We start from the raw sequence: 20100 nt of genomic DNA, 5'->3' as shown, positions 1-20100 counted from the left end.
CCGACCGTGTCCACCAGGATCGAACGGCGGAAGATGGATACTCGCCTTTGCGAGCATGACGGATGGGAAAAGGGGCTGAGCATGGGCAAGAAACCGAACCAACATCATCGCGAGCCCGTGGCTGAAAAGGCCCGGCTGGAAGTCACCTTCGAAAAGCCGCATCTGCTCGGCACCTTGTTCGGTCAATATGACCGCAATCTGGTGGCGATCGAAAATCGGCTGGGCGTCTATATCGCCGCCCGCGGCAACAAGTTGCAGATCGAGGGCGAGGCGCAGGCCGCCGCCCGTGCGCGCGACGTGATGACCGGCCTCTACAACCGCATCGTCGCAGGTCAGGAGATCGACGCCGGCGCGGTCGAGGCGGTGATCGCCATGTCGTCCGAACCGATGCTGGACGGCATCATCCGCCACGATGTCGCCGAACCGCCCAAGGTGATGATCCGCACGCGCAAGAAGACGATCGTGCCGCGCTCCGCGACGCAGGTTACCTATATGGAGGCGCTGAACCGTAACGACATCATCTTTGCGCTTGGCCCGGCAGGCACCGGCAAGACCTATCTGGCGGTGGCGCAGGCGGTCAGCCAGCTTATCACCGGCAGCGTCGATCGGCTGATCCTGTCCCGCCCCGCAGTGGAAGCGGGCGAGAAGCTTGGCTTCCTGCCCGGCGATATGAAGGAGAAGGTCGATCCCTATCTCCGCCCGATCTACGACGCGCTGCACGACACGCTGCCGGCCGAGCAGGTCGAGCGCCGGATCGCGAGCGGGGAAATCGAGATCGCTCCCCTCGCCTTCATGCGCGGACGGACGCTGGCCAATGCCTTCATCGTGCTGGACGAGGCGCAGAACACGACCATCGCCCAGATGAAGATGTTCCTGACCCGCTTCGGCGAAGGCAGCCGCATGGTCATTTGCGGCGACCCCAAGCAGGTCGATCTGCCGCAGCCGGGCATATCCGGGCTGGCCGATGCGGTCGCGCGATTGCAGGGCGTGGAAGGCATCGCGATGGTGCCGTTCGGCATCGCCGACGTCGTCCGGCATCCCGTGGTCGGCCGGATCGTGGAGGCCTATGAGGGGCCGGATGCCTGACGGCCACGTCCGTTCGCTTCGCGTTTGTGGCGAAGCGCCGCGTGCAACCGGTTCTCGACCAGCGCGAACCGAACGGAAAGAATGTTAAATGATTGAAGTCGCTGTTCTTCATGACGAAGGCTGGCCGGGTGTCGATTGGGACTTTGTGGCCCAGCGCGCCGTGGCGGCGGCCATTGCGCATAGCCCCTATGCCGCCTTCGCGACCGACGAGGCGCTGTATGAAATCGCGGTCAAGCTGACCAGCGACGCGGAGGTGCATCAGCTCAACCGCGCCTATCGCGACAAGGACAAGCCGACCAACGTCCTGTCCTTTCCGATGGTGCAGGACGACCTGCTGGAAGTGACCGCCAATACCGACGACGGCGAAGTGCTGCTGGGCGATATCGTGCTGGCGGAAGGCGTCTGCGTCGCCGAAGCGGCGGAAAAAGGCATATCGGTGGCCGATCATGCCACGCATCTGATCGTCCACGGGACTTTTCATTTGCTTGGATATGACCATATGGACGACAATGAGGCCGAAGCGATGGAAGCGCTGGAGATTGCAGCGCTGCTGAGCATGGGTCTTTCCGATCCCTATGGGGATCGCGCAACTGGGGAATAAGAACGATCATGGCTGACGGCAGTCCGAAGGACGGCACCGCTTCGAAAGAAGGGGACAGTAGCAACGAGGGCGGATTATGGAGCGGCATCAAGTCGCTCCTGTTCGGCGAGGGGGAAGAAACCAGCCTGCGCAAGGAGCTGGAAGAAGCGCTCGACGAATATGACGAGGACGAGCAGGACGAGAATGGCGGGCCGCCGGCCAAGGGCGACCTGTCGGCGATCGAACGCCAGATGGTGCGCAACCTGCTCCATTTTTCCGAACATACCGTGGACGATGTCGCCGTGCCGCGCGCGGACATCATCGCGATCGAGGAGAAAGCCAGCTTTGCCGACCTCGCCGCGCTGTTCGCCGAGGCGGGGCATAGTCGTGTGCCGGTCTATCGCGGCACGCTCGATACGATCGTCGGCATGATTCATATCCGCGACGCTTTCGCGATCCTGGCCGGCAAGTCGCCTGTGCCCGAGACGCTGGAGCCGCTGATCCGACAGCCGCTCTATGTGCCCGAAAGCATGGGCGCGCTCGACCTGCTCGCCGAAATGCGGGCCAAGCGGACCCATCTGGCCATCGTGCTGGACGAATATTCTGGGACCGAAGGGCTGCTGACGTTCGAGGATCTGGTCGAGGAAATCGTCGGCGATGTCGAGGACGAGCATGACGATGCGCCCGAGGCGATGCTGGTCCCGCTCGACGGCGGCCTGTGGGAAGCCGATGCGCGCGCCGAACTGGACGATGTCGCCGAGGAGATCGACGAGAAGCTGGGCGAGGTCGAGGAAGATGTCGACACGCTGGGCGGCCTGGCCTTCGTCCTTGCCGGACGCGTGCCGGAACCGGGTGAGATACTGGATCACGGCCCCAGCGGCTGGAAGCTGGAGATCGTCGCGAGCGACGGTCGCCGCGTGACCCGCCTGCGACTGCATCCGCCGGTCGAGCGGGAAGAAGCGGAGGCGTAAAAGCCTTTCGCTCCAACGCCATCTTGCCAGCAATAAAGGATTACGGTCGCGAAATGTTAAGCCGCGCCGGATAGGATGCGGCCATGCGGAACGAGCGGAGCAGATTTACCGGCGCGGCCAATGGTGACATGCTGTTTGCTGGGCCATGGACCCCAATCGAGAGGCTGCTGCTCGCGGCCGTCTGTGTCGCCACGCTCTTCTTCGCCATCGTCACCCCGCCCTTTCAGGCGCCGGACGAAAACCAGCATCATATGAAGGCGCTGGCGCTGGCGCAGGGGCATGTGCTGACCGAACAGCGCGGCGAAGCGATCGGCGTGGAACTGCCGCGAGCGGCACTGGCTATCCATGGCGTGGATTTCCCGACCGATGTGCCGCCCATATTGCGCAGCTTCGATCGCGCGCAGATCGCCCGCAGCGCGGCCGCCGACGCGGGCCGTGCGGGCACGGCCTTTGCCGATTTTCCCAATGTCGCCAGCTATGCGCCCAGCCTTTATGCGCCGGGCGCAGTGGGGCTGACGTTGGGGCGGATGCTGGGCCTGCCGTGGATCGACACCTTCTATGTCGGGCGGCTCGTCAACGCGCTGATCGGACTGGCGCTGCTGATCGCGGCGCTGCGCCTGTTGCCCTTCGGCCGCAATGCGCTGCTGGCGACCGCCCTGCTGCCGACCTTCGCCTATCAGACCGGATCGCTGTCGCCCGATGCCGTCATCAACGGGCTTGGCTTTCTGGGCCTGGCGCTGGCGCTGCGTACCGGGTTCATGGGGGCGACGCCGGCACGATCGATGGCCTTGCTGGTGACGGGGCCGCTGCTGGCGCTATGCAAGGGCGTCTATCTGCCGATCATGGCCGCGGGACTGCGCTGGCCGCAGGATCGCCGCAACCTGCGGACAGGACTGATCCTGGGGGCGATGGGCCTGGGCGCAATCGCCTTCATCGGCTGGATGCACTATTCGGGCGGAAGTCAGGCGCTCTATCATATCCAGTCGCGCAAGACGGGCGAGACGATGATGACCGCGCCGCTGCGCGACCAGCTTGCCATCCTGCTGCATGATCCAATGGGTTATGTCCGCATTCTCGTCGGCAGCGTAGTCGAACGTGCGCCGGTCTATGCGTTGCAGATTGTCGGGCGTTTCGGCTGGAACGCGATCCTGTTGCCGCTGGTCGCCTATCCACTGGCGCTGCTGATGCTGGGTGCGGGCGTCGCCAACGGCAGCGGTGCGCGCTTCGGCATCGGCCAGCGGCTCTGGTGGCTGGCGGTCGCGGCGGGCGTTGCACTGTTGATCGAAACAGCCATGTACCTGACGGGAACGCCGCTGGGCGCCGACTATATCCAGGGGACGCAGGGGCGCTATTTCCTGCCGCTGCTGCCGCTGGTGCTGATCGCCCTGTCGCCCGATAGCGCCGTGCGCGGTGCGCAACGGATATTCGCCGTCACGGCGATCATGCTATTGCTGATCGCCGCGGCTACGGTCTTCGACAGTTTCTGGGTGCATGGCTTCATCACCAGCGACGGGATGCCGCCGCACAGCAGCATGGGCCGCGCCCTGCTGCTCCCATCCCCGCGGTGGTAGCCAGACGCGGCATAAAGCGAGCCAGCCCAGCCCTTCGATCCAGCCCGCGGTAACATCGCTGGGCCAATGGACGCCGAGCCAGACCCGGCTGATGCCGATCAAGGCGATCATAGCCGCCGCCGCATGATAGCCGCCGCGCCGACCGGCGAGCAGCGCCAGCGCGCCGAAGAAGATCATGTTCCCCGCCGCATGGCCGCTGGGGAAGCTGTAACTGTGGACGATGTCGAGATGGGACAGCAGATCCGGGCGCGGCGCGGCAAAAACCTGTTTCAAGCCAAGGTTGAGCAAGGTGCCACCCGCCATCGTCAGCGCCAGCCACAAGGCGCCCTGCCGCCGTCCGCGCAGGAGCAGCCAGCCGAAAGCCATGGCGAGCAGGAGCAACCGACCCGCGGTACCGCCGACCGCGGAAGCCGATCGCATCAACAGCGTCACATCGCGGCCGATGGCGCTGTCGCGTGCCTGTCCTGCCCCTTCCATCAGCCGGACATTCAGGCCGTCGAGCCACCCGGCCCGTTGCATCAATGCGATCGCCAATACGCAAAAAAGCGCGAGAGCCAAAGCTCCCGCGCCTTTCACCGGCGATATGCGCCAATCAGATATGGAGCGCACGGCCATATGCCGCGAGTACGCTTTCATGCATCGATTCCGAAATCGTCGGATGCGGGAAGACGGTGTGCATCAGTTCCGCCTCGGTCGTTTCCAGCGTTTTGCCGATGGTATAGCCCTGGATCATTTCCGTGACTTCCGCGCCGATCATGTGCGCGCCCAGCAGTTCGCCGGTCTTGGCGTCGAACACCGTCTTGGTGAAGCCTTCCACCTCGCCCAGCGCGATCGCCTTGCCATTGCCGATGAAGGGGAACATGCCGACCTTCACCTCGTAACCGGCTTCCTTCGCCTTGGCTTCGGTCAGGCCGACGCTGGCGATCTGCGGGTGGCAGTAGGTACAGCCCGGAATGTTGCGGACGTCCATGGCGTGGGGATGCTTCCCCGCAATCGCTTCGGCCACGATCACGCCTTCATGGCTCGCCTTGTGCGCCAGCCATGGCGGCGCGGTGACGTCACCGATGGCCCAGATGCCATCGACATTGGTCTTGCAGGTCGGGTCGGTGACGATATGGCCGCGTTCGGACTTGATGCCGAGTTCTTCCAGACCGATATTTTCGGTGTTGGGGACGATGCCGACGGCGACGATGACATGGCTGAAGTCGCCATTCACCACCTTGCCGTCCTTGCCCTTGATCGCGGCCTTCACGCCGTTCGCACCGACTTCCAGCTTTTCGACGCCCGCGCCGGTCATGATCGTCATGCCCTGCTTCTTGAGCGCCTTTTCGAGGAAGGCGGACACATCTGCATCCTCGACCGGGACGACGCGGTCCATCATTTCGACCACGGTCACGTCCGCGCCCATATCGTTATAGAAGCTGGCGAACTCGATGCCGATCGCGCCCGATCCGATGACCAGCAGCTTGGTCGGCATTTCCGAAGGCGTCATGGCGTGGCGATAGGTCCACACGCGCTTGCCGTCCGCCTTGGCGAAGGGCAGGTGGCGGGCGCGCGCGCCGGTCGCGACGATGATGTTCCTGGCCGTCAGCTCTTCGCTCTTGCCGTCCTTGGTGACGCTGAGCTTGCCTTTTCCGGTCAGCTTGCCGTCGCCCATATGGACGGTGATCTTGTTCTTCTTCATCAGGTGCGTGACGCCCTGATTAAGCTGCTTGGCGACGCCGCGCGACCGCTTTACGACGGCTTCGATGTCCGCGCTGATCTTCTCTGCAGCCAGGCCATAATCCTTGGCATGCTGCATATAATGGAAAATTTCGGCGGAGCGCAGCAGCGCCTTGGTCGGGATACAGCCCCAATTGAGACAGATGCCGCCCAGATTTTCGCGCTCGACGATCGCGGTCTTGAGGCCCAGCTGGGCGGAACGGATCGCGGCGACATAGCCGCCGGGGCCGGAGCCCAGAACGATGACATCGTAATTCTCAGCCATGGTCAGTCTCGCTTATTGTCTTGATCATTTCACTCGCCCGGCAGGGGCGGCACGGAACGGGGCTGGCGATCCTCACCGATCGCCACGAAGCTGAAGGTCGCGTGGGTCACGCGGTAGGACCGGTCGTCATGCCGGGCACGCCGCCAGGCTTCGACATAGATTTTCATCGACGTACGCCCGACGGATTTGAGCGTGGCGAATACCGACACCTCATCCCCGACCACGACCGGGCGCAGGAAGGTCATCCCTTCCACCGCGATCGTCACGGCGCGACCATGGCTGTGCCGGGCGGCGACGGAACCCGCCGCCGAATCCATCAGACTCATCAACCAGCCGCCGAAGATATCCCCATAGGGATTGGTATCGGTCGGCATGGCGATGACCCGCACCGCCGGACTGATATCCGGCGGGGTTTCGTCGACATAGGCCATCAGGCCAGCATACCGATCGGGTTTTCGACCAGTTCCTTGAACGCCTTCATCAGGCGGGCGCCATCGGCTCCATCGATGGCGCGATGGTCGAAGCTGCCGGTCGCCGACATGACGGTCGCGATCTGGACCGAGTCATCGACGATATAGGGCCGCTTCTCGCCCGCGCCGATCGCCATGATCATGGCCTGGGGCGGGTTGATGACCGCTTCGAACTGCTTGATGCCGAACATGCCCATGTTGGACAGCGAGGCGGTGCCGCCCTGATATTCCTCGGGCTTGAGCTTGCCGTCCTTGGCACGGGCAGCCAGATCCTTCATCGCTTCGGAAATGGCGGCGACGCCCTTGCTGCCCGCATCGCTGACGATCGGCGTGATGAGACCGCCGGGGATCGACACGGCGACGCTGATGTCGGCGCGCTTGAACTGCAGCATCTGGTCGCCGGCAAACTGCACGTTGCATTCGGGCACCTGGATCAGCGCGACGCCCAGCGCCTTGATGAGCAGGTCGTTGACCGACAGCTTGACCTTGCGGCTGGCGAGACCGGCATTGAGTTCGCCGCGCAGCTTGAGCAGCTTGTCGAGCTGAATGTCGACGGTCAGGTAGATGTGCGGCACCTGCTGCTTGGATTCGGTCAGGCGGCGCGCGATCGTCTTGCGCATACCGCTGAGCTTGATGACGTCGTGCGGGATGCCGAAATCCTGCGCGGCGGCAGCGACCGGCGCGGGCGTCGCAGCGACCGGCGCACTGGCGGGGGCAGCGGTCGGCGCGGCGGCGCCGGGCTGTGCGCCTTCGATATCAGCCTTGACGATGCGGCCGTTGGTGCCGGTGCCGGTGATGCTGGCCAGATCGACCCCCTTGGCCTCCGCCAGGCGGCGCGCCAGCGGGCTGGCTTTCACACGGTCGTCCGAAGCCACCGCAGGCTTGGCCGCAGCGGCCTCAGCCTTGGGCGCGGCGTCCGCTTTCGGGGCGGGTGTTTCGGCCTTGGCGGGGACGGGATCGGCCTTTGGCGCGGGAGCGGCGTCCGCCTTGGCACCGCCAGCGGCGACGGTCGCGGCATCTTCCCCCTCTTCGGCGATGATGGCGATGACGGTGCCGACCTTCACGCCCTCGGCGCCTTCGGCGATCAGTATCTTGGCGATCACGCCTTCATCGACCGCTTCGAATTCCATCGTCGCCTTGTCGGTCTCGATCTCCGCCAGCAGATCGCCGGACGATACCGTGTCGCCCTCCTTGACCAGCCATTTGGCCAGCGTCCCTTCCTCCATCGTCGGGGACAAAGCGGGCATCTGGATCGTCTTGCTCATGCTTTCGGGCCTCTTCTTGGCTTTACGGCTTTGACCGTTGGCTGCCCGTTTTCACCCATTCGCCGGATCGGTCAAGGGACGGCTTGCCAGACGCGCTTTTATGCCGCACATTTCACCTCTATGGTTCGTTGAGGCGTTTTGCCAACGTCCGACGCCATTAATTGAACGCGGGGGCGATAAGAAGTGCGGACATATCTGGTTGTCGTGGACGAATCGCCGGAAGCGGAAACCGCTTTACGCTTCGCCGCGCGGCGCGCAGCCAAAACCGGGGGCGCGGTCCGCATCCTGGCGCTGATCCCGCCGGCCGAGTTCGTACAATGGGGCGGCGTCCAGGCCACCATGGAGGACGAAGCGCTGCAACGCGCAGAGGCGCTGGTGACCAGCGCAGCGGGCACGCTGACCGATGAATCGGGCATCCGTCCCAGCATTACCGTGAGACAGGGTGAGGCGGTCGCTGTCGTGCGCGGCACGCTGGAGGAAATGGACGATGTCGCGGCACTCGTTCTGGGCGCTGCGGCAAGCGGCAATCCGGGCAAGCTCGTTACGCATTTCGCGGGCGCTGACGCGGGCAAGCTGCCCTGCCCGCTCATGATCATTCCGGGCGGGCTGGATAGCGAGGCGATCGACCGGCTGAGTTGATCTGCGACTTTACCGCTTATGCTTGCCGCGCTTCGCCCCCATATGCCGGATATTGGTCGGTCGGCCGCGCTTGATGCCGGGACGGGTGCGATCGCGCTTCAACGGGCCGCCGCGGGGCGCGGGATTGTCGGGCAGTTCAAAGCGTAGCGAGCCGTTGATCGGATCGGCTTCCGCCAATCGCAGTTCCAGCCGCTGGCCGACCGTGTAGCGATCGCCGCTTTCGACGCCCTGCAAGGCCTTGCCCGCTTCGTCATAGAAGAAATGTTCGGCGCCCATGGTGGACACCGGCACCAGTCCGTCGCCGCCCAGCCCGTCGACCGTGGCGAAGAAGCCGAAATTCTGGACCCCGGTGATGCGCGCCTTGACGATTTCGCCGACATGGGCGGACAGGAAAGCGGCGACATAGCGATCGACGGTCTCGCGCTCCGCCTCCATCGCGCGGCGTTCGTGGCCGGAGATGAGTTCGCCGACCCGGCCCATATTCTCGTAATCATCCTGGCTGAGCGACGAACGGTCCGGGATCGCACCGTCCTTGGGCGCGGGCAGTTCCAGGCTGTAGGCGCCGACCAGGGCGCGATGGACCAGCAGGTCCGCATAGCGGCGGATGGGCGAGGTAAAATGGGCGTAGCTGCCCAGCGCGAGGCCGAAATGGCCCATATTTTGCGGGCTGTAATAGGCCTGGGTCTGGCTGCGCAGGATCTGGACCATGATCTGCTCCTTCTCCTCCGACTCCGCGATTTTGCGGATCAGCGCGTTGAAGGTCGATGGGCGGATCACCTGGCCGAGCGCGAAATCCATGTCGAAGGTGGCGAGATAGTCCTTGAGCGCGACCAGTTTTTCGCGGCCCGGCGCTTCATGCACGCGGTACATGACGGGGGCCTTCTTCGCCTCCAGCGCCTTGGCCGCCGCGACGTTGGCCGCGATCATATAATCCTCGATCAGCATATGGGCGTCGAGCCGTTCGCGCACCGCGACGCTGACGATCTTGCCATGCTCGTCCAGCACCACGCGGCGTTCTGGCAGGTCGAGCGCCAGCGGATCACGCGCATCCCGCGCCTTGCGCAGCAGCGCCCAGCAGGCCCAGAGGGGCTTGAGGGCGACGTCGAGCAATTCGTCCGCCTGCTTGCGCGACGCTGTCGGCGCAGCGTCGGCCTCCGCGCCGTCGATCGCGGCCTGCGCATCTTCATAGGCCAGGACCGCCGCGACGCGGATCACGGCGCGGGTGAAGCGCCAGCCCGTCACCTTGCCCTGGGCGTTGATGGTGAGGTGGCAGGCCATCGCCGCCCGGTCCTGCCCGGCGCGGAGCGAACACATGTCGGACGAGAGGTCATGGGGCAGCATCGGCACGACCTGGTCGGGGAAATAGACGCTGTTGCCGCGCTTGCGCGCTTCCTTGTCCAGCGCGCTGCCGGGCCGGACATAGTAGCTGACGTCGGCGATGGCGACGATCGCCTTATAGCCGCCGGCATTGCCCTCATCCTCGTCCGGGGTCGCCCAGACGGCATCGTCATGATCGCGGGCGTCGGACGGATCGATCGCGACGATCGGCAGGTGGCGCAGATCTTCGCGCTTGTCCGCATGCAATGGCAGGGCGGCGGCCGTGATCGCTTCCTCCTCCACACGCTCCGGGAAGACATGGGGGATGCCATGCTTGTGGATCGCGATCAGGCTGAAGCTGCGCGGGGCGAAGGGGTCGCCGAGAATGTCGGTGACGCGGGCGGCAATGCGCGGCGGGCGGCCATGGGGTTCGGCCAGCACCAGGTCGCCGGGCTTGGCGTTGCCGACGTCGCTGATCGGCGTATCCTTGCGGATGCGCTTGTCGACCGGGCGCAGCCACAGCTTGCCGTCGGCCATCACCTCCACCACGCCCAGCAATTCCTCGCTGGCCTTGGCGAGCTTCTTCATGACGTGCGCGACATAGCCGCGCCCGGCTTCCTCGGTGCGGGCGAGGATGCGGTCGCCGATGGTCAAGGCGCCGCGTTTGCCGCGTTCCAGCACGCGCAGGCGGGGCGCAGGCTGGCCTTCGGCTTCCCACCGTTCGGGGGTGGCGATCAGGGTCGTGTCGTCGACATCGACGATGCGCAGCACCGTGACCTTGGGCACGCCACCCATCTTGTGGAAGGCGCGGGCGGGGCCGAGGTCGATCAGCCCCTCGTCCGCCATATCCTTGAGCAAGGCCTTGAGCGCGATCTTTTCCTGCCCCTTGAGGCCGAACGCCTTGGCGATCTCGCGCTTGCCGGCGGGCTGGTCGGAACTGGTGATGAAGTCCATCACCGCGTCGCGGGTCGGAAAGCCGGCGGGCCGGACTTTGGTGCGCGCGGGGGCGGATGCTTTGTTCTTGGGGGTCGATGCCATGGACCAGCTATAGGCAGGCGTCCCGTCCGATGCCAGCGATATGGCGGCGGCTTCGGCGCCCGGGAACGCCGCAGGATCGGCGGGCCGATGACGGACCGGAATTTGCTCCGCTCCCATCTCCCGCCGACCTATGCCGCCAGTTTGCGCGCCCTCTCCCGCCAGGCTTCGGCCAGGAGCGGCATGTCCGCCAGCGCGCAAACGGCGTCGGGATCGCGTTTGTGGCCACCGGCGATCAGCAACTGGAATATTCGCGCGATGCTCCAGTCGGGCAAGGGACGGTCCAGCAGGTCCATGCGCGTGCCGGATTCCGCCTCGCCCTGCCGGATGACGCGGAAATAGAGGCCGCTACGCGCGGTCTTGATGATCGTCGTCATGACGTCGCGTGCGCCGAAGCGATGGTCGAGCTTCCAGCAGGGCTGGCGGCCGTGGCTGACCTCCACCACCGCGCTGCCAAGCGAGAAGCGATCGCCCAGGCAGATGTCCGCCTCCGTCATCCCGCGCGAGGCGATATTCTCGCCAAAGGCGCCGGGCGCGTCGAGCAAGGGCTGGTCGGGCTTGCGGCCCCGCCACCAGCCATAATGATCCTGCGGGTAGAGATGGATCGCCTTGTCCCAGCCACCATGATGGATGGGGTCGGCTACCGCATCTTGTTCGAACCCGTCCCATGTGATGCGCACGACGCCATCAACGGGTCGCTTGGCGATGGCGCTATAGTCGCCGTCGCGAAAGGGTGCGAGCGTGCCGACCAGCAGCGCGTCGATGGTCATGAAGGGCGTCGTCATCGGAACGATATGCCATGATCGCACGCGCGGCGCGATGGCCGGTTGACGAACAAAGGCTTCAGCCGCTGCTGAGTTCGGACCGCAGCTTGAGCACCTCACCGCCGCTATCTGCCTGAATGAGATAGGCGGGGTCGCGCGGCGAGCCGTTGCGGCGGATCAGCGATCCTTCGATGGTGCGCTCGACATGGCGATCGAACCGTTCCGCGATACGTCCTCGGCCGACGCCCTGCCCCCAATTCCATTTGACCCGCGTTCCTTTACGGAAAGTCTCGGTCATGGGCATTCTCTCCAATTCGGGCGCAAGCTGCGCCGGCCGTTCCAAGCCCCTGCGAAAAGCAAAATTCCCGACGCGCTGACTGGTTCCCTTGGGTTTTTTCGCCGGTTGCGTTAAGGGGCGGCGATGGATGCTACCGGCCTGCGCGTCGCCCTGTTCAGCGGCAATTATAATTATGTGCGCGATGGCGCGAACCAGGCGCTCAACCGCTTCGTGACCTATTTGCTGCGGCAGGGGGCGGCCGTGCGCGTCTATTCGCCCACCACCCCCACCCCGGCCTTCGATCCGGCCGGGGATCTGGTCAGCACGCCGTCCTTCCCGGTGCCGGGGCGCAAGGAATATCGAGTCCCCTATCGCATGTCGGCGCAGGTTCGCCGCGATCTCAAGGCGTTCGCGCCCAATGTCGTGCATCTGTCGAGCCCCGATCCGCTGGGGCATCGGGCATTGAGCTGGGCGCGCACACGCGGGCTGCCGACCGTGGCGTCGGTGCATACGCGGTTCGAAACCTATCCGCGCTATTATGGGCTGGCCTTTCTGGAGCCGCTGATCGAATCCATCCTGCGCCGCTTCTATCGCCGCTGCGACGCGATCGTCGCGCCATCCGAATCGATGGCGCAACTGCTGCGCGATCAGCGGATGAACTATGATGTCGGCATCTGGACACGCGGCATCGACCGGGAGATTTTCCATCCCGGCCGCCGCGACCTGGACTGGCGGCGGTCGCTGGGCATCGCCGACGACGCGCCCGCCATCGGCTTCATCGGCCGGCTGGTGATGGAAAAGGGGCTGGACGTCTTTTCCGACGCAATCGACCAGCTCGCCGCCCGGCAGGTGCAGCACAAGGTGCTGGTGGTGGGCGAAGGCCCGGCGCGCGAATGGTTCCAGAACCGGCTGCCAGATGCGGTTTTTACCGGCTTCCAGAAGGGGGCGGAGCTGGGCCGTGCAGTCGCCAGCATGGACGTGCTGTTCAACCCGTCGGTGACCGAGACGTTCGGCAATGTCACGCTGGAGGCGATGGCGTGCGGCCTCCCCACCGTCGCGGCGCGGGCCACCGGCAGCGAGAGCCTGGTCACGGACGGCGTCACCGGGCGGCTGATCCGCCCCGGCGCGATCGGCGCCTTCGCCGACGCATTGCAGGCCTATTGCATCGATGACGGCGCGCGGCAGGTGGCGGGCGCGGCGGCGCAGCAACGGGCGGAGCGCAATGGATGGGACCAGGTCAACCAGGCGCTGGTCGACACCTATCTGCGCGTCATCCGCCAGCGCGCCCAGGGGCTGGCGCCGCGATCCAGCCCGGTTCCATAATGCGCGACGCACCCTATACACGGTAGCGATGGCCGACCTTTTCGCTTCCGATGATCTTCCTGCCGATGGACCGGCGGACACCGCCCCCCTCGCCGATCGGCTGCGCCCGCGCACGCTGGCCGATGTGGTGGGACAGGAACATCTGACCGGGCCGGACGGCGCGATCGGCCGGATGGTGGCGGCCGGGCGGCTGTCATCGATCATATTATGGGGGCCGCCCGGCACCGGCAAGACGACCACGGCGCGGCTGCTGGCCGATGCGGTGGGGATGCGCTTTGCCCCGATATCGGCGGTATTTTCGGGCGTGGCCGACCTCAAGAAACTTTTCGCGAACGCCAGGGACCATGCCCGGCGCGGCGAGAAGACATTATTGTTCGTGGACGAGATCCACCGCTTCAACCGGGCGCAACAGGACGGTTTCCTGCCCTTCGTCGAGGACGGTACGGTGACTTTGGTCGGGGCGACGACCGAAAATCCGAGTTTCGAGCTGAACGCGGCCCTGCTGTCGCGGGCGCAGGTGCTGATCCTGCGGCGGCTGGACGCGGCCGCGCTGGAGCAGTTGCTCGACCGGGCCGAGGCGCTGACGGGGCGGCCGGTGCCGATCGACGCCGCCGCGCGCGAGGCGCTGGTGGCGAGCGCGGATGGCGACGGGCGCTTCCTGCTCAACCAGGTCGAGACGCTCTATGCGATCGATTTGCCGCAGCCGCTCGATCCGGCCGGCCTGTCCGCCCTGCTCCACCGCCGGGTCGCGGTGTATGACAAGGACCGGGAGGGGCATTATAATCTCATCTCCGCGCTGCATAAGTCGCTGCGCGGGTCGGACCCGCAGGCGGCGCTCTATTATCTGGCGCGGATGCTGACGGCGGGGGAAGAGCCGCTTTATGTACTGCGCCGGCTGGTGCGCTTCGCGACGGAGGATATCGGCCTCGCCGATCCGCAGGCGGTGGTGCAGTGCCTGGCCGCCAAGGACGCCTATGATTTCCTGGGATCGCCCGAGGGCGAGCTGGCGATCGTACAGGCGTGCCTCTATTGCGCGACCGCGCCCAAGTCGAACGCAGCCTATGCGGCGATGAAGGCGTCGTTCAAATCGGCGCGCGACACCGGGTCGCTGATGCCGCCGATGAACATCGTCAACGCCCCCACCAAGCTGATGAAGCAGGTCGGTTACGGCAAGGGCTATCAATATGACCATGACGCGGCGGAGGGCTTTTCCGGGGCCAATTACTGGCCGGACGAGATGACGCCGCAGATTTTCTATGCGCCGACCGATCGCGGGTTCGAGGCGCGGATCGCCGAGCGCATCGCCCATTGGGACCGGTTGCGGGCGGAACGCGGGGGCGGGTGACGCGGTTCGGGCGGTTCGCCGCGATCGACTGGTCGGGCGCCAAGGGCGCGCGGCACAAGGGGATTGCAGTGGCGTTGTGCGAGGCGGGCGATGCCGTGCCGCGGCTGGTGGCGGCGCCGGGTGGTATCTGGTCGCGGCAGGCGGTGGCCGACTGGCTGGTCGGGGTCGGGCGGCAGGCCCCTACCCTGTTCGGCTTCGATTTCAGCTTCGCGCCGCCCTTCGTCGCGCGGGGCGGCTATCTGCCGGGCGATCGGGTGCCGGAAGACGGCCCCGGTTTCTGGGCCTATGTCGATGCGATCTGCGAGGATGCGGACCTGGGCGCGGCGAGCCTGCTGGAAGTCGCGCATCGCCGCCATTTCTATTTCGGCAAGGCGGACGGGGTGAAGGCCGCTTTCATGCATAATCGTGTCTGCGAGGCGCGGTATAAGGCGGGCGGCGGGGGCAAGCCATCGACCGTCTATGACGCGATCGGCGCGGCGCAGGTGGCCAAGGCCAGCTTTGCCGGGATGCGGATGCTGCATCACCTGCGCGGCAGGCTGCCGGTCTGGCCATTCGATCCATTGCCCGATACCGGGTCGGTAGTGGTGGAAATCTATACCAGCATCGCCGCGCGCGCGGCGGGGCGGCCCAAGGGGCGCAGCAAGATGCGCGATGCGGCCGCGCTGAACGTGGCCCTGGCGGCGTTGGGATCGGCCGCGCATGACGGCCCGATGCCCGACGACCATGGCGCGGACGCGATCGTCACCGCCGCCTGGATGCGCCGGGCCGCGGCTGAACCGGCCATGTGGAAGCCCGCGATGCTGACGGCGCAGATTGCGCATACTGAGGGCTGGACGTTCGGCGTCATCTGATAGTAAAGGCGTGCGTCCGAAAGGCACGCCGGCTTAGCTCAGTTGGTAGAGCACCTGATTTGTAATCAGGGGGCCACGGGTTCGAATCCTGTAGCCGGCACCATTTTAAAATCGTTCCTGACCATCAAGACGCTGCCGCCGCCCAAACGCAAAATGGGGGCCGGCATTGCTGCCGGTCCCCACTTCCGTCGGGTCATGCGATCCGCGTCCCTCGCAGGATGCGATCATCGGCCCGGCGTATCCTGAACGTCATCTTCGGGCGAAGATGGCCATACAGGCTGTGCTTCGGATTCTAGGCCAAGGGCCGCCTTTCCGATGCTGGCTGCTTGCTTCCGATGCCCGACGTTCACTTTCGCGCGTACCCGGCAATGGTCCCAAACATCCCGTCCGTCTGCCCGGCGCCGTCCTTGCGGACATTGCCTGCTAGCGAACTATCTCCACAGCATAATCCCAGATTTCTCGGGGATTTTGGATCTGGATCACTCCGTTTCCGCTGTCTCGATAACTGGATGGTCTCACCATCGGCGAGTCGCTCCAAGCGAAATCGGACGAATTTGTGACGGACCGGTTCGCAAAGCTGTGGATAACTGTGGATAAGTTTCAGCCGGGCGGCGACCAGTCCGGCGGCGCCAGGGAAAAGCCAGCAAAATCAAAGCCCGGCGTGACGGTGCAACTGACCAACACCCATCCTCCTTGCGGTGTCGATGCCTGCCAATGATGCGCCGGCACCCAGCCTTGCGGCCTCTGACCGCCCAGAATGTCCGGCCCCAGCAGTAGATCGCGGGCCGGCGCGCCCGGCGGCGCGATCGACAGGACCAGCGGCGCGCCAGCGTGCCAGAACCAATGTTCGTCGGCATCGACACGATGCCAGTGGGAACGCTGATGCGCCTCCAGCAGGAACAGGATCGCCGTGCCGGCAGCACGCTCGCCGGGCGATTCCGCCGCACGCCACGTCTCCAAATACCAGCCGCCTTCGGGATGCGGGGCGAGGCCGAGCCGGTCGATCAGCGCCCGTCCATCCCGTTCGTCGTCCGCCCGCATCCATTCACCTCAAAATTTATTGCATTGGAAACAGTTACTTAGATTGTTGCCTGACGTTCATGCAACCTCGATCAAGGTAAGCGGGTTGAAGCGACAAATCACGCTATCGGAGGAGATACTCATGCGTAAAGCTCTACTCGCCCTGGCCGCCGTTTCGCTGGCCATTCCCATGTCCATGGCGGTGCCGACCGACGGCGCGCAGGCGCGCAAACATTATCGCTATAAGGAATGGCGTGGCCGCGACGGCCGGACCTATTGCCGCAAGTCGAACGGCACCACCGGCCTGATCGTCGGCGGCGTGGGTGGCGCGCTGGTCGGCCGGGCGATCGATACCCGCGGCGACCGTGCGACCGGCACGATTCTCGGCGCTGCCGGCGGCGCCCTGCTGGGCAAGTCGATCGACAGCAAGCGCACCTGTCGCTGAGGTGTCGGAGCCGGCTGGAAACAGCCGTCTCTTTCCAACAGCTTTGTAGCGCGACAAAAAAGGGACGGCATCCCGTCGGATGCCGTCCCTAACTTTTTGCCAGCCTGAAGGCTTATTCCGCGGCGGCGCCGCGCGCGTCTTCAACCTTGAAGGCGACCGGCTGACCACCCGATACGCCCGAAACCTTGCCATTCTTGACGGCCAGGTTGAACGCGACGGCATCGGGGAAGCGACGGCCGGAAATGACCTTGCCGGTCTTGGTGTCCTTCACCTGATACACGTAGGTATAGCCTTCGTGAGTAAAACGCTGCTTGCCGGCTTCTTCAGCCTGGGCGGGAGAGGCAATGGCGACGATGGCGCTCAGGGCGCCGGTGACAATGAACTTGGACAGCATTCGCATGGGTAAACTCCTTGTGAATGCCGATCAAACACCTCTTGTTTTTTCTTATTCTGTTGCGGGCGCTTCTATGTTGCAGCGCGGCAGAGCCACAATCGCAAAAAACGGCGCGCCAGTTGCATCCTGTGCAACCGCGCGACACGCTGTGGATCAAGCCTTTGACATTGCGACGATATGGTCGAATTGCTCTTTGGTCAGAGGGGCAACGGAAAGGCGCGATTGGCGCAGCATCACCATGTCGGACAGGGCTGAATCCGCCTTCATCGCCTTGAGCGACACTGGCCGCGCGAGTTTTTCATACGGCGCGACATGGACGGCGATCCACTTCCCGCTGTCGTCGGTGCTGTCGGGCGCGGCTTCTTCGACGATCGTCATGATACCGACCGCCTCAAGTCCGATATTGCTATGGTAGAAGAAGGCCAGATCGCCCTTGCGCATCGCCTTCATATGACCCTGTGCGGCATGGTTGCGCACCCCGTCCCATTCGGCCTTCCCTTTCCTGACGAGATCGTCATAGGAAAAGACATCGGGTTCCGATTTCATCAGCCAGTAGTTCATTTTGCCTCCTTGCAACAGCGTCCCGGCGCGATCAAGGATGGCGTCATGCACGGGCCGCCCCATATGCAGGGCATGACCCCGACAAATGATATTTGGAGATAAGACGTGTCGCAAGCGGTACTGGATCAGGTGCCTGTCCTGTCCATGGCGGAAATGAGCAAGGCGGATTTCGCCGCGGCGTTCGGCCGATCCTTCCAGCAGTTCGGCTTCGCCATGGTGAAGGACCATGGCATGGACCAGGCGCTGGTCGATGACGGCTGGGCGCTGGCCCGGCGCTTCTTCGCGCTGCCGGAGGATGTGAAGCAGCGCTACAACGCCAGGGTCAATGGCGGACAGCGGGGCTATACCGCGTTCGGCACCGAGATCGCCAAGGGCGCGAGCGAGAACGACCTGAAGGAATTCTGGCATGTCGGCCGCGACCTGCCCGAAGGCGATCCGCTGGCCGCTAGGATGCCGCCCAATATATGGCCGGAGGAAATGCCGGAGTTCGAGCCGGTCTTCGCCAGGCTCTATCGCGAGTTCGATCGGGTCGGCGCGGAATTGCTGTCGGCGATCGCGCTCTATCTCGGCCTGCCCGAACGCTGGTTCGACGTACCGATCGACAATGGCAATTCGATCCTGCGGCTGCTCCATTATCCGCCAGTGTCGCCGCAGGCGCCGGGCATTCGCGCGGGCGCGCATGAAGACATCAACCTCATCACCCTGCTGCTGGGCGCGGAAGAAGGCGGGCTGGAGCTAAAGGATCGCGGCGGCAACTGGCTGCCGGTGGTGCCGCCGCCCGGCGCGCTGGCGATCAATGTCGGCGACATGCTGCAACGGCTGACCAACCATATTCTGCCGTCGACCAGCCATCGGGTCGTCAATCCGCCACCGGAACGGCGCGGCCATTCGCGCTATTCCATGCCCTTCTTCCTGCACCTGCGCCCCGATTTCATGATCGACGCGCTGCCGCAATGCGTGAACGAGGAGAATCCACGCCGCGATCCGCCGATCAGCGCGCATGATTATCTGACCGAGCGGCTGATCGAGATCGGGCTGATCAAGAAAGGCTGACGTCGTTCGCTTCGAACACAGTCGAGAAGCAGGTAACGGAGCGCTTCCCGTTTCTCGACAGGCTCGAAACGAACGAAGGTTGGTGCGTTACTTCCGGCCGCGGCCCAGGGTGATGCCGATTTCCTCGCCGCGTTCGGACAAAGCGAGCTTCACGATCTTCACCTCGACATGGCTGACCTTGTCGTCCTGTAGAAAGATGGTGTCGATGATATGGTCTGCCACCGCTTCGATCAGGGTGAAGTGCACGCCTTGGGGCAGCGCGGTCGAGGCGGCGTGCTTGAGGTCCATATAGTTTTTGGATTGGCCAAGCGCCGTGTCCGGCTCGTAATGATCGGCGATTCGCAGGCGGGCGCGGATGGAGATGCGCAGCGGCTGGGGGAGATGCGTCTCCTCCGAATAAATGCCGGTCAGCACGTCGACATGGAGGTTGTTGACCTCCAGCGTCAGAAAATCGTCAAATCCAGTCTGCATAACTCGCCAACTCAGACCCATGCCGTGCCGTGCGGGCGGGCCAATTTAATCTTTCATTTTGCAAAGCGGGCGCTAAAGCCCCGCTTCCGGCGCTGCCCCATGCGCCATTGATGGCGGATCGGCAAGACGTGTCTCACATTGTTCCCCTGGACAGCCAGCCCGAAGCGGCAATCGAGCAACTGCTCGATGCGGCGTTCGGCGCCGACCGGCACGGACGCACGGCCTATCGCATCCGTGATGGGATGCCCTGGTTGCCCGAACTCTCCTTCGCCACCGTCGATGCCCAAGGTGCGCTGATCGGGTCGCTGCAAAGCTGGCCCGTGGCGCTGACGGGTGAGGATGGCGCGCAAATCCCGCTGATCATGGTGGGGCCGGTGGCGGTCGATCCGGCGCATCAGTTTGGCGGCCATGGCCGGGCGATGATGGACGCGGTGGTCGCCGCCGCGTGCGCGCAGGGCAGCGAGCCGCTGATGATGATCGGCGATCCCGAATATTATGGCCGTTTCTGGGGCTTTGTCGCGGACGGCACGGCAGGCTGGGACGCGCCCGGCCCGTTCGAGCCGCGCCGGTTGCTGGCACTGTCGGTCGATGGTCGTCCCGTCGGCGGAAGCGGGATGCTCGGTCCCAGAATCGCCGTCGCGGCCTGATTTACCCTTTGCCTTCGGGCGAGAGGCT

At 64.8% G+C, this 20100-nt stretch carries 21 protein-coding genes, 1 tRNA gene and 1 pseudogene; 12 read left to right on the top strand and 11 right to left on the bottom strand.

Annotation, left to right across the window (positions count from 1 at the left end; genetic code table 11):
• Positions 1-81: 81 nt before the first annotated feature.
• The 4 genes from K9B33_RS14955 (at position 82) to K9B33_RS14940 (ending at position 4208) form a co-directional block, all read left to right on the top strand.
• On the top strand, positions 82-1086 hold the full coding sequence (locus tag K9B33_RS14955) for a PhoH family protein (RefSeq protein WP_224549932.1): 1005 nt from the start codon (positions 82-84) through the stop codon (positions 1084-1086).
• An 88-nt stretch (positions 1087-1174) separates the two neighbouring features.
• Complete coding sequence (gene ybeY / locus K9B33_RS14950; RefSeq protein WP_224549878.1) at positions 1175-1687, top strand: rRNA maturation RNase YbeY; 513 nt, start codon at positions 1175-1177, stop codon at positions 1685-1687.
• A gap of 8 nt (positions 1688-1695) precedes the next feature.
• Entirely contained in the window at positions 1696-2637 is a 942-nt protein-coding gene (locus tag K9B33_RS14945) for a hemolysin family protein (protein ID WP_224549876.1), read from the top strand.
• A gap of 83 nt (positions 2638-2720) precedes the next feature.
• Complete coding sequence (locus tag K9B33_RS14940; RefSeq protein ID WP_318011139.1) at positions 2721-4208, top strand: DUF2142 domain-containing protein; 1488 nt, start codon at positions 2721-2723, stop codon at positions 4206-4208.
• Between the two features lie 48 nt (positions 4209-4256).
• Here the strand turns inward: K9B33_RS14940 and K9B33_RS23270 are convergent.
• The 4 genes and pseudogenes from K9B33_RS23270 to K9B33_RS14920 form a co-directional block, all read right to left on the bottom strand.
• Positions 4257-4511 (bottom strand): annotated as a pseudogene (locus tag K9B33_RS23270) (phosphatase PAP2 family protein); the annotation flags it as partial.
• 289 nt (positions 4512-4800) lie between these two features.
• Positions 4801-6195, bottom strand: a complete 1395-nt coding sequence (gene lpdA / locus K9B33_RS14930) for a dihydrolipoyl dehydrogenase (RefSeq protein WP_224549873.1) — start codon at positions 6193-6195, stop codon at positions 4801-4803.
• 29 nt (positions 6196-6224) lie between these two features.
• Positions 6225-6626: an acyl-CoA thioesterase gene (locus K9B33_RS14925; RefSeq protein ID WP_224549871.1), complete on the bottom strand. Its 402-nt coding sequence runs from the start codon at positions 6624-6626 to the stop codon at positions 6225-6227.
• A complete protein-coding gene (locus K9B33_RS14920; RefSeq protein ID WP_224549870.1) occupies positions 6626-7930 on the bottom strand; it encodes a pyruvate dehydrogenase complex dihydrolipoamide acetyltransferase in 1305 nt (434 codons plus the stop codon). The genes K9B33_RS14925 and K9B33_RS14920 overlap by 1 nt, the downstream gene beginning before the upstream one ends.
• A gap of 183 nt (positions 7931-8113) precedes the next feature.
• Here K9B33_RS14920 and K9B33_RS14915 point away from each other — a divergent pair, with 183 nt between their 5' ends.
• Entirely contained in the window at positions 8114-8569 is a 456-nt protein-coding gene (locus tag K9B33_RS14915; RefSeq protein WP_224549869.1) for a universal stress protein, read from the top strand.
• Positions 8570-8578: 9 nt separating this feature from the next.
• Here the strand turns inward: K9B33_RS14915 and rnr are convergent, their stop codons facing one another.
• The 3 genes from rnr to K9B33_RS14900 all read right to left on the bottom strand — a co-directional run bounded on the left by rnr (position 8579) and on the right by K9B33_RS14900 (position 11983).
• On the bottom strand, positions 8579-10924 hold the full coding sequence (rnr, locus tag K9B33_RS14910; protein WP_224549931.1) for a ribonuclease R: 2346 nt from the start codon (positions 10922-10924) through the stop codon (positions 8579-8581).
• Between the two features lie 128 nt (positions 10925-11052).
• A complete protein-coding gene (locus tag K9B33_RS14905) occupies positions 11053-11706 on the bottom strand; it encodes an MOSC domain-containing protein (protein WP_224549868.1) in 654 nt (217 codons plus the stop codon).
• A 58-nt stretch (positions 11707-11764) separates the two neighbouring features.
• A complete protein-coding gene (locus tag K9B33_RS14900) occupies positions 11765-11983 on the bottom strand; it encodes a DUF2945 domain-containing protein (protein WP_224549867.1) in 219 nt (72 codons plus the stop codon).
• A gap of 123 nt (positions 11984-12106) precedes the next feature.
• Here K9B33_RS14900 and K9B33_RS14895 point away from each other — a divergent pair, with 123 nt between their 5' ends.
• The 4 genes from K9B33_RS14895 (at position 12107) to K9B33_RS14880 (ending at position 15584) form a co-directional block, all read left to right on the top strand.
• Positions 12107-13285 (top strand): glycosyltransferase family 4 protein, encoded by a 1179-nt coding sequence (locus K9B33_RS14895; RefSeq protein ID WP_224549866.1) that lies wholly within the window; start codon positions 12107-12109, stop codon positions 13283-13285.
• A gap of 28 nt (positions 13286-13313) precedes the next feature.
• The gene (locus K9B33_RS14890) at positions 13314-14630 is read left to right on the top strand and encodes a replication-associated recombination protein A (RefSeq protein ID WP_224549865.1); all 1317 of its coding nucleotides are present in this window, start codon (positions 13314-13316) and stop codon (positions 14628-14630) included.
• Complete coding sequence (locus tag K9B33_RS14885; protein WP_224549864.1) at positions 14627-15481, top strand: hypothetical protein; 855 nt, start codon at positions 14627-14629, stop codon at positions 15479-15481. The genes K9B33_RS14890 and K9B33_RS14885 overlap by 4 nt, the downstream gene beginning before the upstream one ends.
• A 27-nt stretch (positions 15482-15508) precedes the next feature.
• Positions 15509-15584: transfer RNA gene (locus K9B33_RS14880), tRNA-Thr, on the top strand.
• A 497-nt stretch (positions 15585-16081) separates the two neighbouring features.
• Here the strand turns inward: K9B33_RS14880 and K9B33_RS14875 are convergent.
• The gene (locus tag K9B33_RS14875) at positions 16082-16522 is read right to left on the bottom strand and encodes a cupin domain-containing protein (RefSeq protein ID WP_224549863.1); all 441 of its coding nucleotides are present in this window, start codon (positions 16520-16522) and stop codon (positions 16082-16084) included.
• A 121-nt stretch (positions 16523-16643) separates the two neighbouring features.
• On the opposite strand from K9B33_RS14875, the gene K9B33_RS14870 reads away from it, so the two are divergent.
• A complete protein-coding gene (locus K9B33_RS14870) occupies positions 16644-16946 on the top strand; it encodes a glycine zipper 2TM domain-containing protein (RefSeq protein ID WP_224549862.1) in 303 nt (100 codons plus the stop codon).
• Between the two features lie 112 nt (positions 16947-17058).
• Here the strand turns inward: K9B33_RS14870 and K9B33_RS14865 are convergent, their stop codons facing one another.
• Complete coding sequence (locus K9B33_RS14865; protein WP_224549930.1) at positions 17059-17340, bottom strand: hypothetical protein; 282 nt, start codon at positions 17338-17340, stop codon at positions 17059-17061.
• 153 nt (positions 17341-17493) lie between these two features.
• Entirely contained in the window at positions 17494-17901 is a 408-nt protein-coding gene (locus K9B33_RS14860; protein ID WP_224549860.1) for an EVE domain-containing protein, read from the bottom strand.
• Positions 17902-18006: 105 nt separating this feature from the next.
• On the opposite strand from K9B33_RS14860, the gene K9B33_RS14855 reads away from it, so the two are divergent.
• A complete protein-coding gene (locus K9B33_RS14855; RefSeq protein ID WP_224549858.1) occupies positions 18007-18954 on the top strand; it encodes an isopenicillin N synthase family dioxygenase in 948 nt (315 codons plus the stop codon).
• Between the two features lie 87 nt (positions 18955-19041).
• Here the strand turns inward: K9B33_RS14855 and K9B33_RS14850 are convergent, their stop codons facing one another.
• Positions 19042-19425, bottom strand: a complete 384-nt coding sequence (locus K9B33_RS14850) for a dihydroneopterin aldolase (RefSeq protein WP_224549856.1) — start codon at positions 19423-19425, stop codon at positions 19042-19044.
• A 110-nt stretch (positions 19426-19535) separates the two neighbouring features.
• Between K9B33_RS14850 and K9B33_RS14845 the strand changes: the two genes are divergently transcribed.
• A complete protein-coding gene (locus K9B33_RS14845; RefSeq protein ID WP_224549854.1) occupies positions 19536-20072 on the top strand; it encodes a GNAT family N-acetyltransferase in 537 nt (178 codons plus the stop codon).
• Positions 20073-20100 lie beyond the last annotated feature (28 nt).

It is taken from the genome of Sphingobium sp. 3R8, from assembly GCF_020166615.1.
GTDB classification, from domain to species: domain Bacteria; phylum Pseudomonadota; class Alphaproteobacteria; order Sphingomonadales; family Sphingomonadaceae; genus Sphingobium; species Sphingobium bisphenolicum.
Note: the sequence above shows the minus strand (reverse complement) of the source record. Positions and strands in the feature narration are given on the sequence as shown.

Bases quoted from the DNA above. Each gene is read 5' to 3' on its own strand.
- K9B33_RS14955 (WP_224549932.1), top strand. From the start codon at position 82: ATGGGCAAGAAACCGAACCAACATCATCGCGAGCCCGTGGCTGAAAAG.
- ybeY (WP_224549878.1), top strand. From the start codon at position 1,175: ATGATTGAAGTCGCTGTTCTTCATGACGAAGGCTGGCCGGGTGTCGAT.
- K9B33_RS14945 (WP_224549876.1), top strand. From the start codon at position 1,696: ATGGCTGACGGCAGTCCGAAGGACGGCACCGCTTCGAAAGAAGGGGAC.
- K9B33_RS14940 (WP_318011139.1), top strand. From the start codon at position 2,721: ATGCGGAACGAGCGGAGCAGATTTACCGGCGCGGCCAATGGTGACATG.
- lpdA (WP_224549873.1), bottom strand. From the start codon at position 6,195: ATGGCTGAGAATTACGATGTCATCGTTCTGGGCTCCGGCCCCGGCGGC.
- K9B33_RS14925 (WP_224549871.1), bottom strand. From the start codon at position 6,626: ATGGCCTATGTCGACGAAACCCCGCCGGATATCAGTCCGGCGGTGCGG.
- K9B33_RS14920 (WP_224549870.1), bottom strand. From the start codon at position 7,930: ATGAGCAAGACGATCCAGATGCCCGCTTTGTCCCCGACGATGGAGGAA.
- rnr (WP_224549931.1), bottom strand. From the start codon at position 10,924: ATGGCATCGACCCCCAAGAACAAAGCATCCGCCCCCGCGCGCACCAAA.
- K9B33_RS14905 (WP_224549868.1), bottom strand. From the start codon at position 11,706: ATGACGACGCCCTTCATGACCATCGACGCGCTGCTGGTCGGCACGCTC.
- K9B33_RS14900 (WP_224549867.1), bottom strand. From the start codon at position 11,983: ATGACCGAGACTTTCCGTAAAGGAACGCGGGTCAAATGGAATTGGGGG.
- K9B33_RS14895 (WP_224549866.1), top strand. From the start codon at position 12,107: ATGGATGCTACCGGCCTGCGCGTCGCCCTGTTCAGCGGCAATTATAAT.
- K9B33_RS14890 (WP_224549865.1), top strand. From the start codon at position 13,314: ATGGCCGACCTTTTCGCTTCCGATGATCTTCCTGCCGATGGACCGGCG.
- K9B33_RS14875 (WP_224549863.1), bottom strand. From the start codon at position 16,522: ATGCGGGCGGACGACGAACGGGATGGACGGGCGCTGATCGACCGGCTC.
- K9B33_RS14870 (WP_224549862.1), top strand. From the start codon at position 16,644: ATGCGTAAAGCTCTACTCGCCCTGGCCGCCGTTTCGCTGGCCATTCCC.
- K9B33_RS14865 (WP_224549930.1), bottom strand. From the start codon at position 17,340: ATGCTGTCCAAGTTCATTGTCACCGGCGCCCTGAGCGCCATCGTCGCC.
- K9B33_RS14860 (WP_224549860.1), bottom strand. From the start codon at position 17,901: ATGAACTACTGGCTGATGAAATCGGAACCCGATGTCTTTTCCTATGAC.
- K9B33_RS14850 (WP_224549856.1), bottom strand. From the start codon at position 19,425: ATGCAGACTGGATTTGACGATTTTCTGACGCTGGAGGTCAACAACCTC.
- K9B33_RS14845 (WP_224549854.1), top strand. From the start codon at position 19,536: ATGGCGGATCGGCAAGACGTGTCTCACATTGTTCCCCTGGACAGCCAG.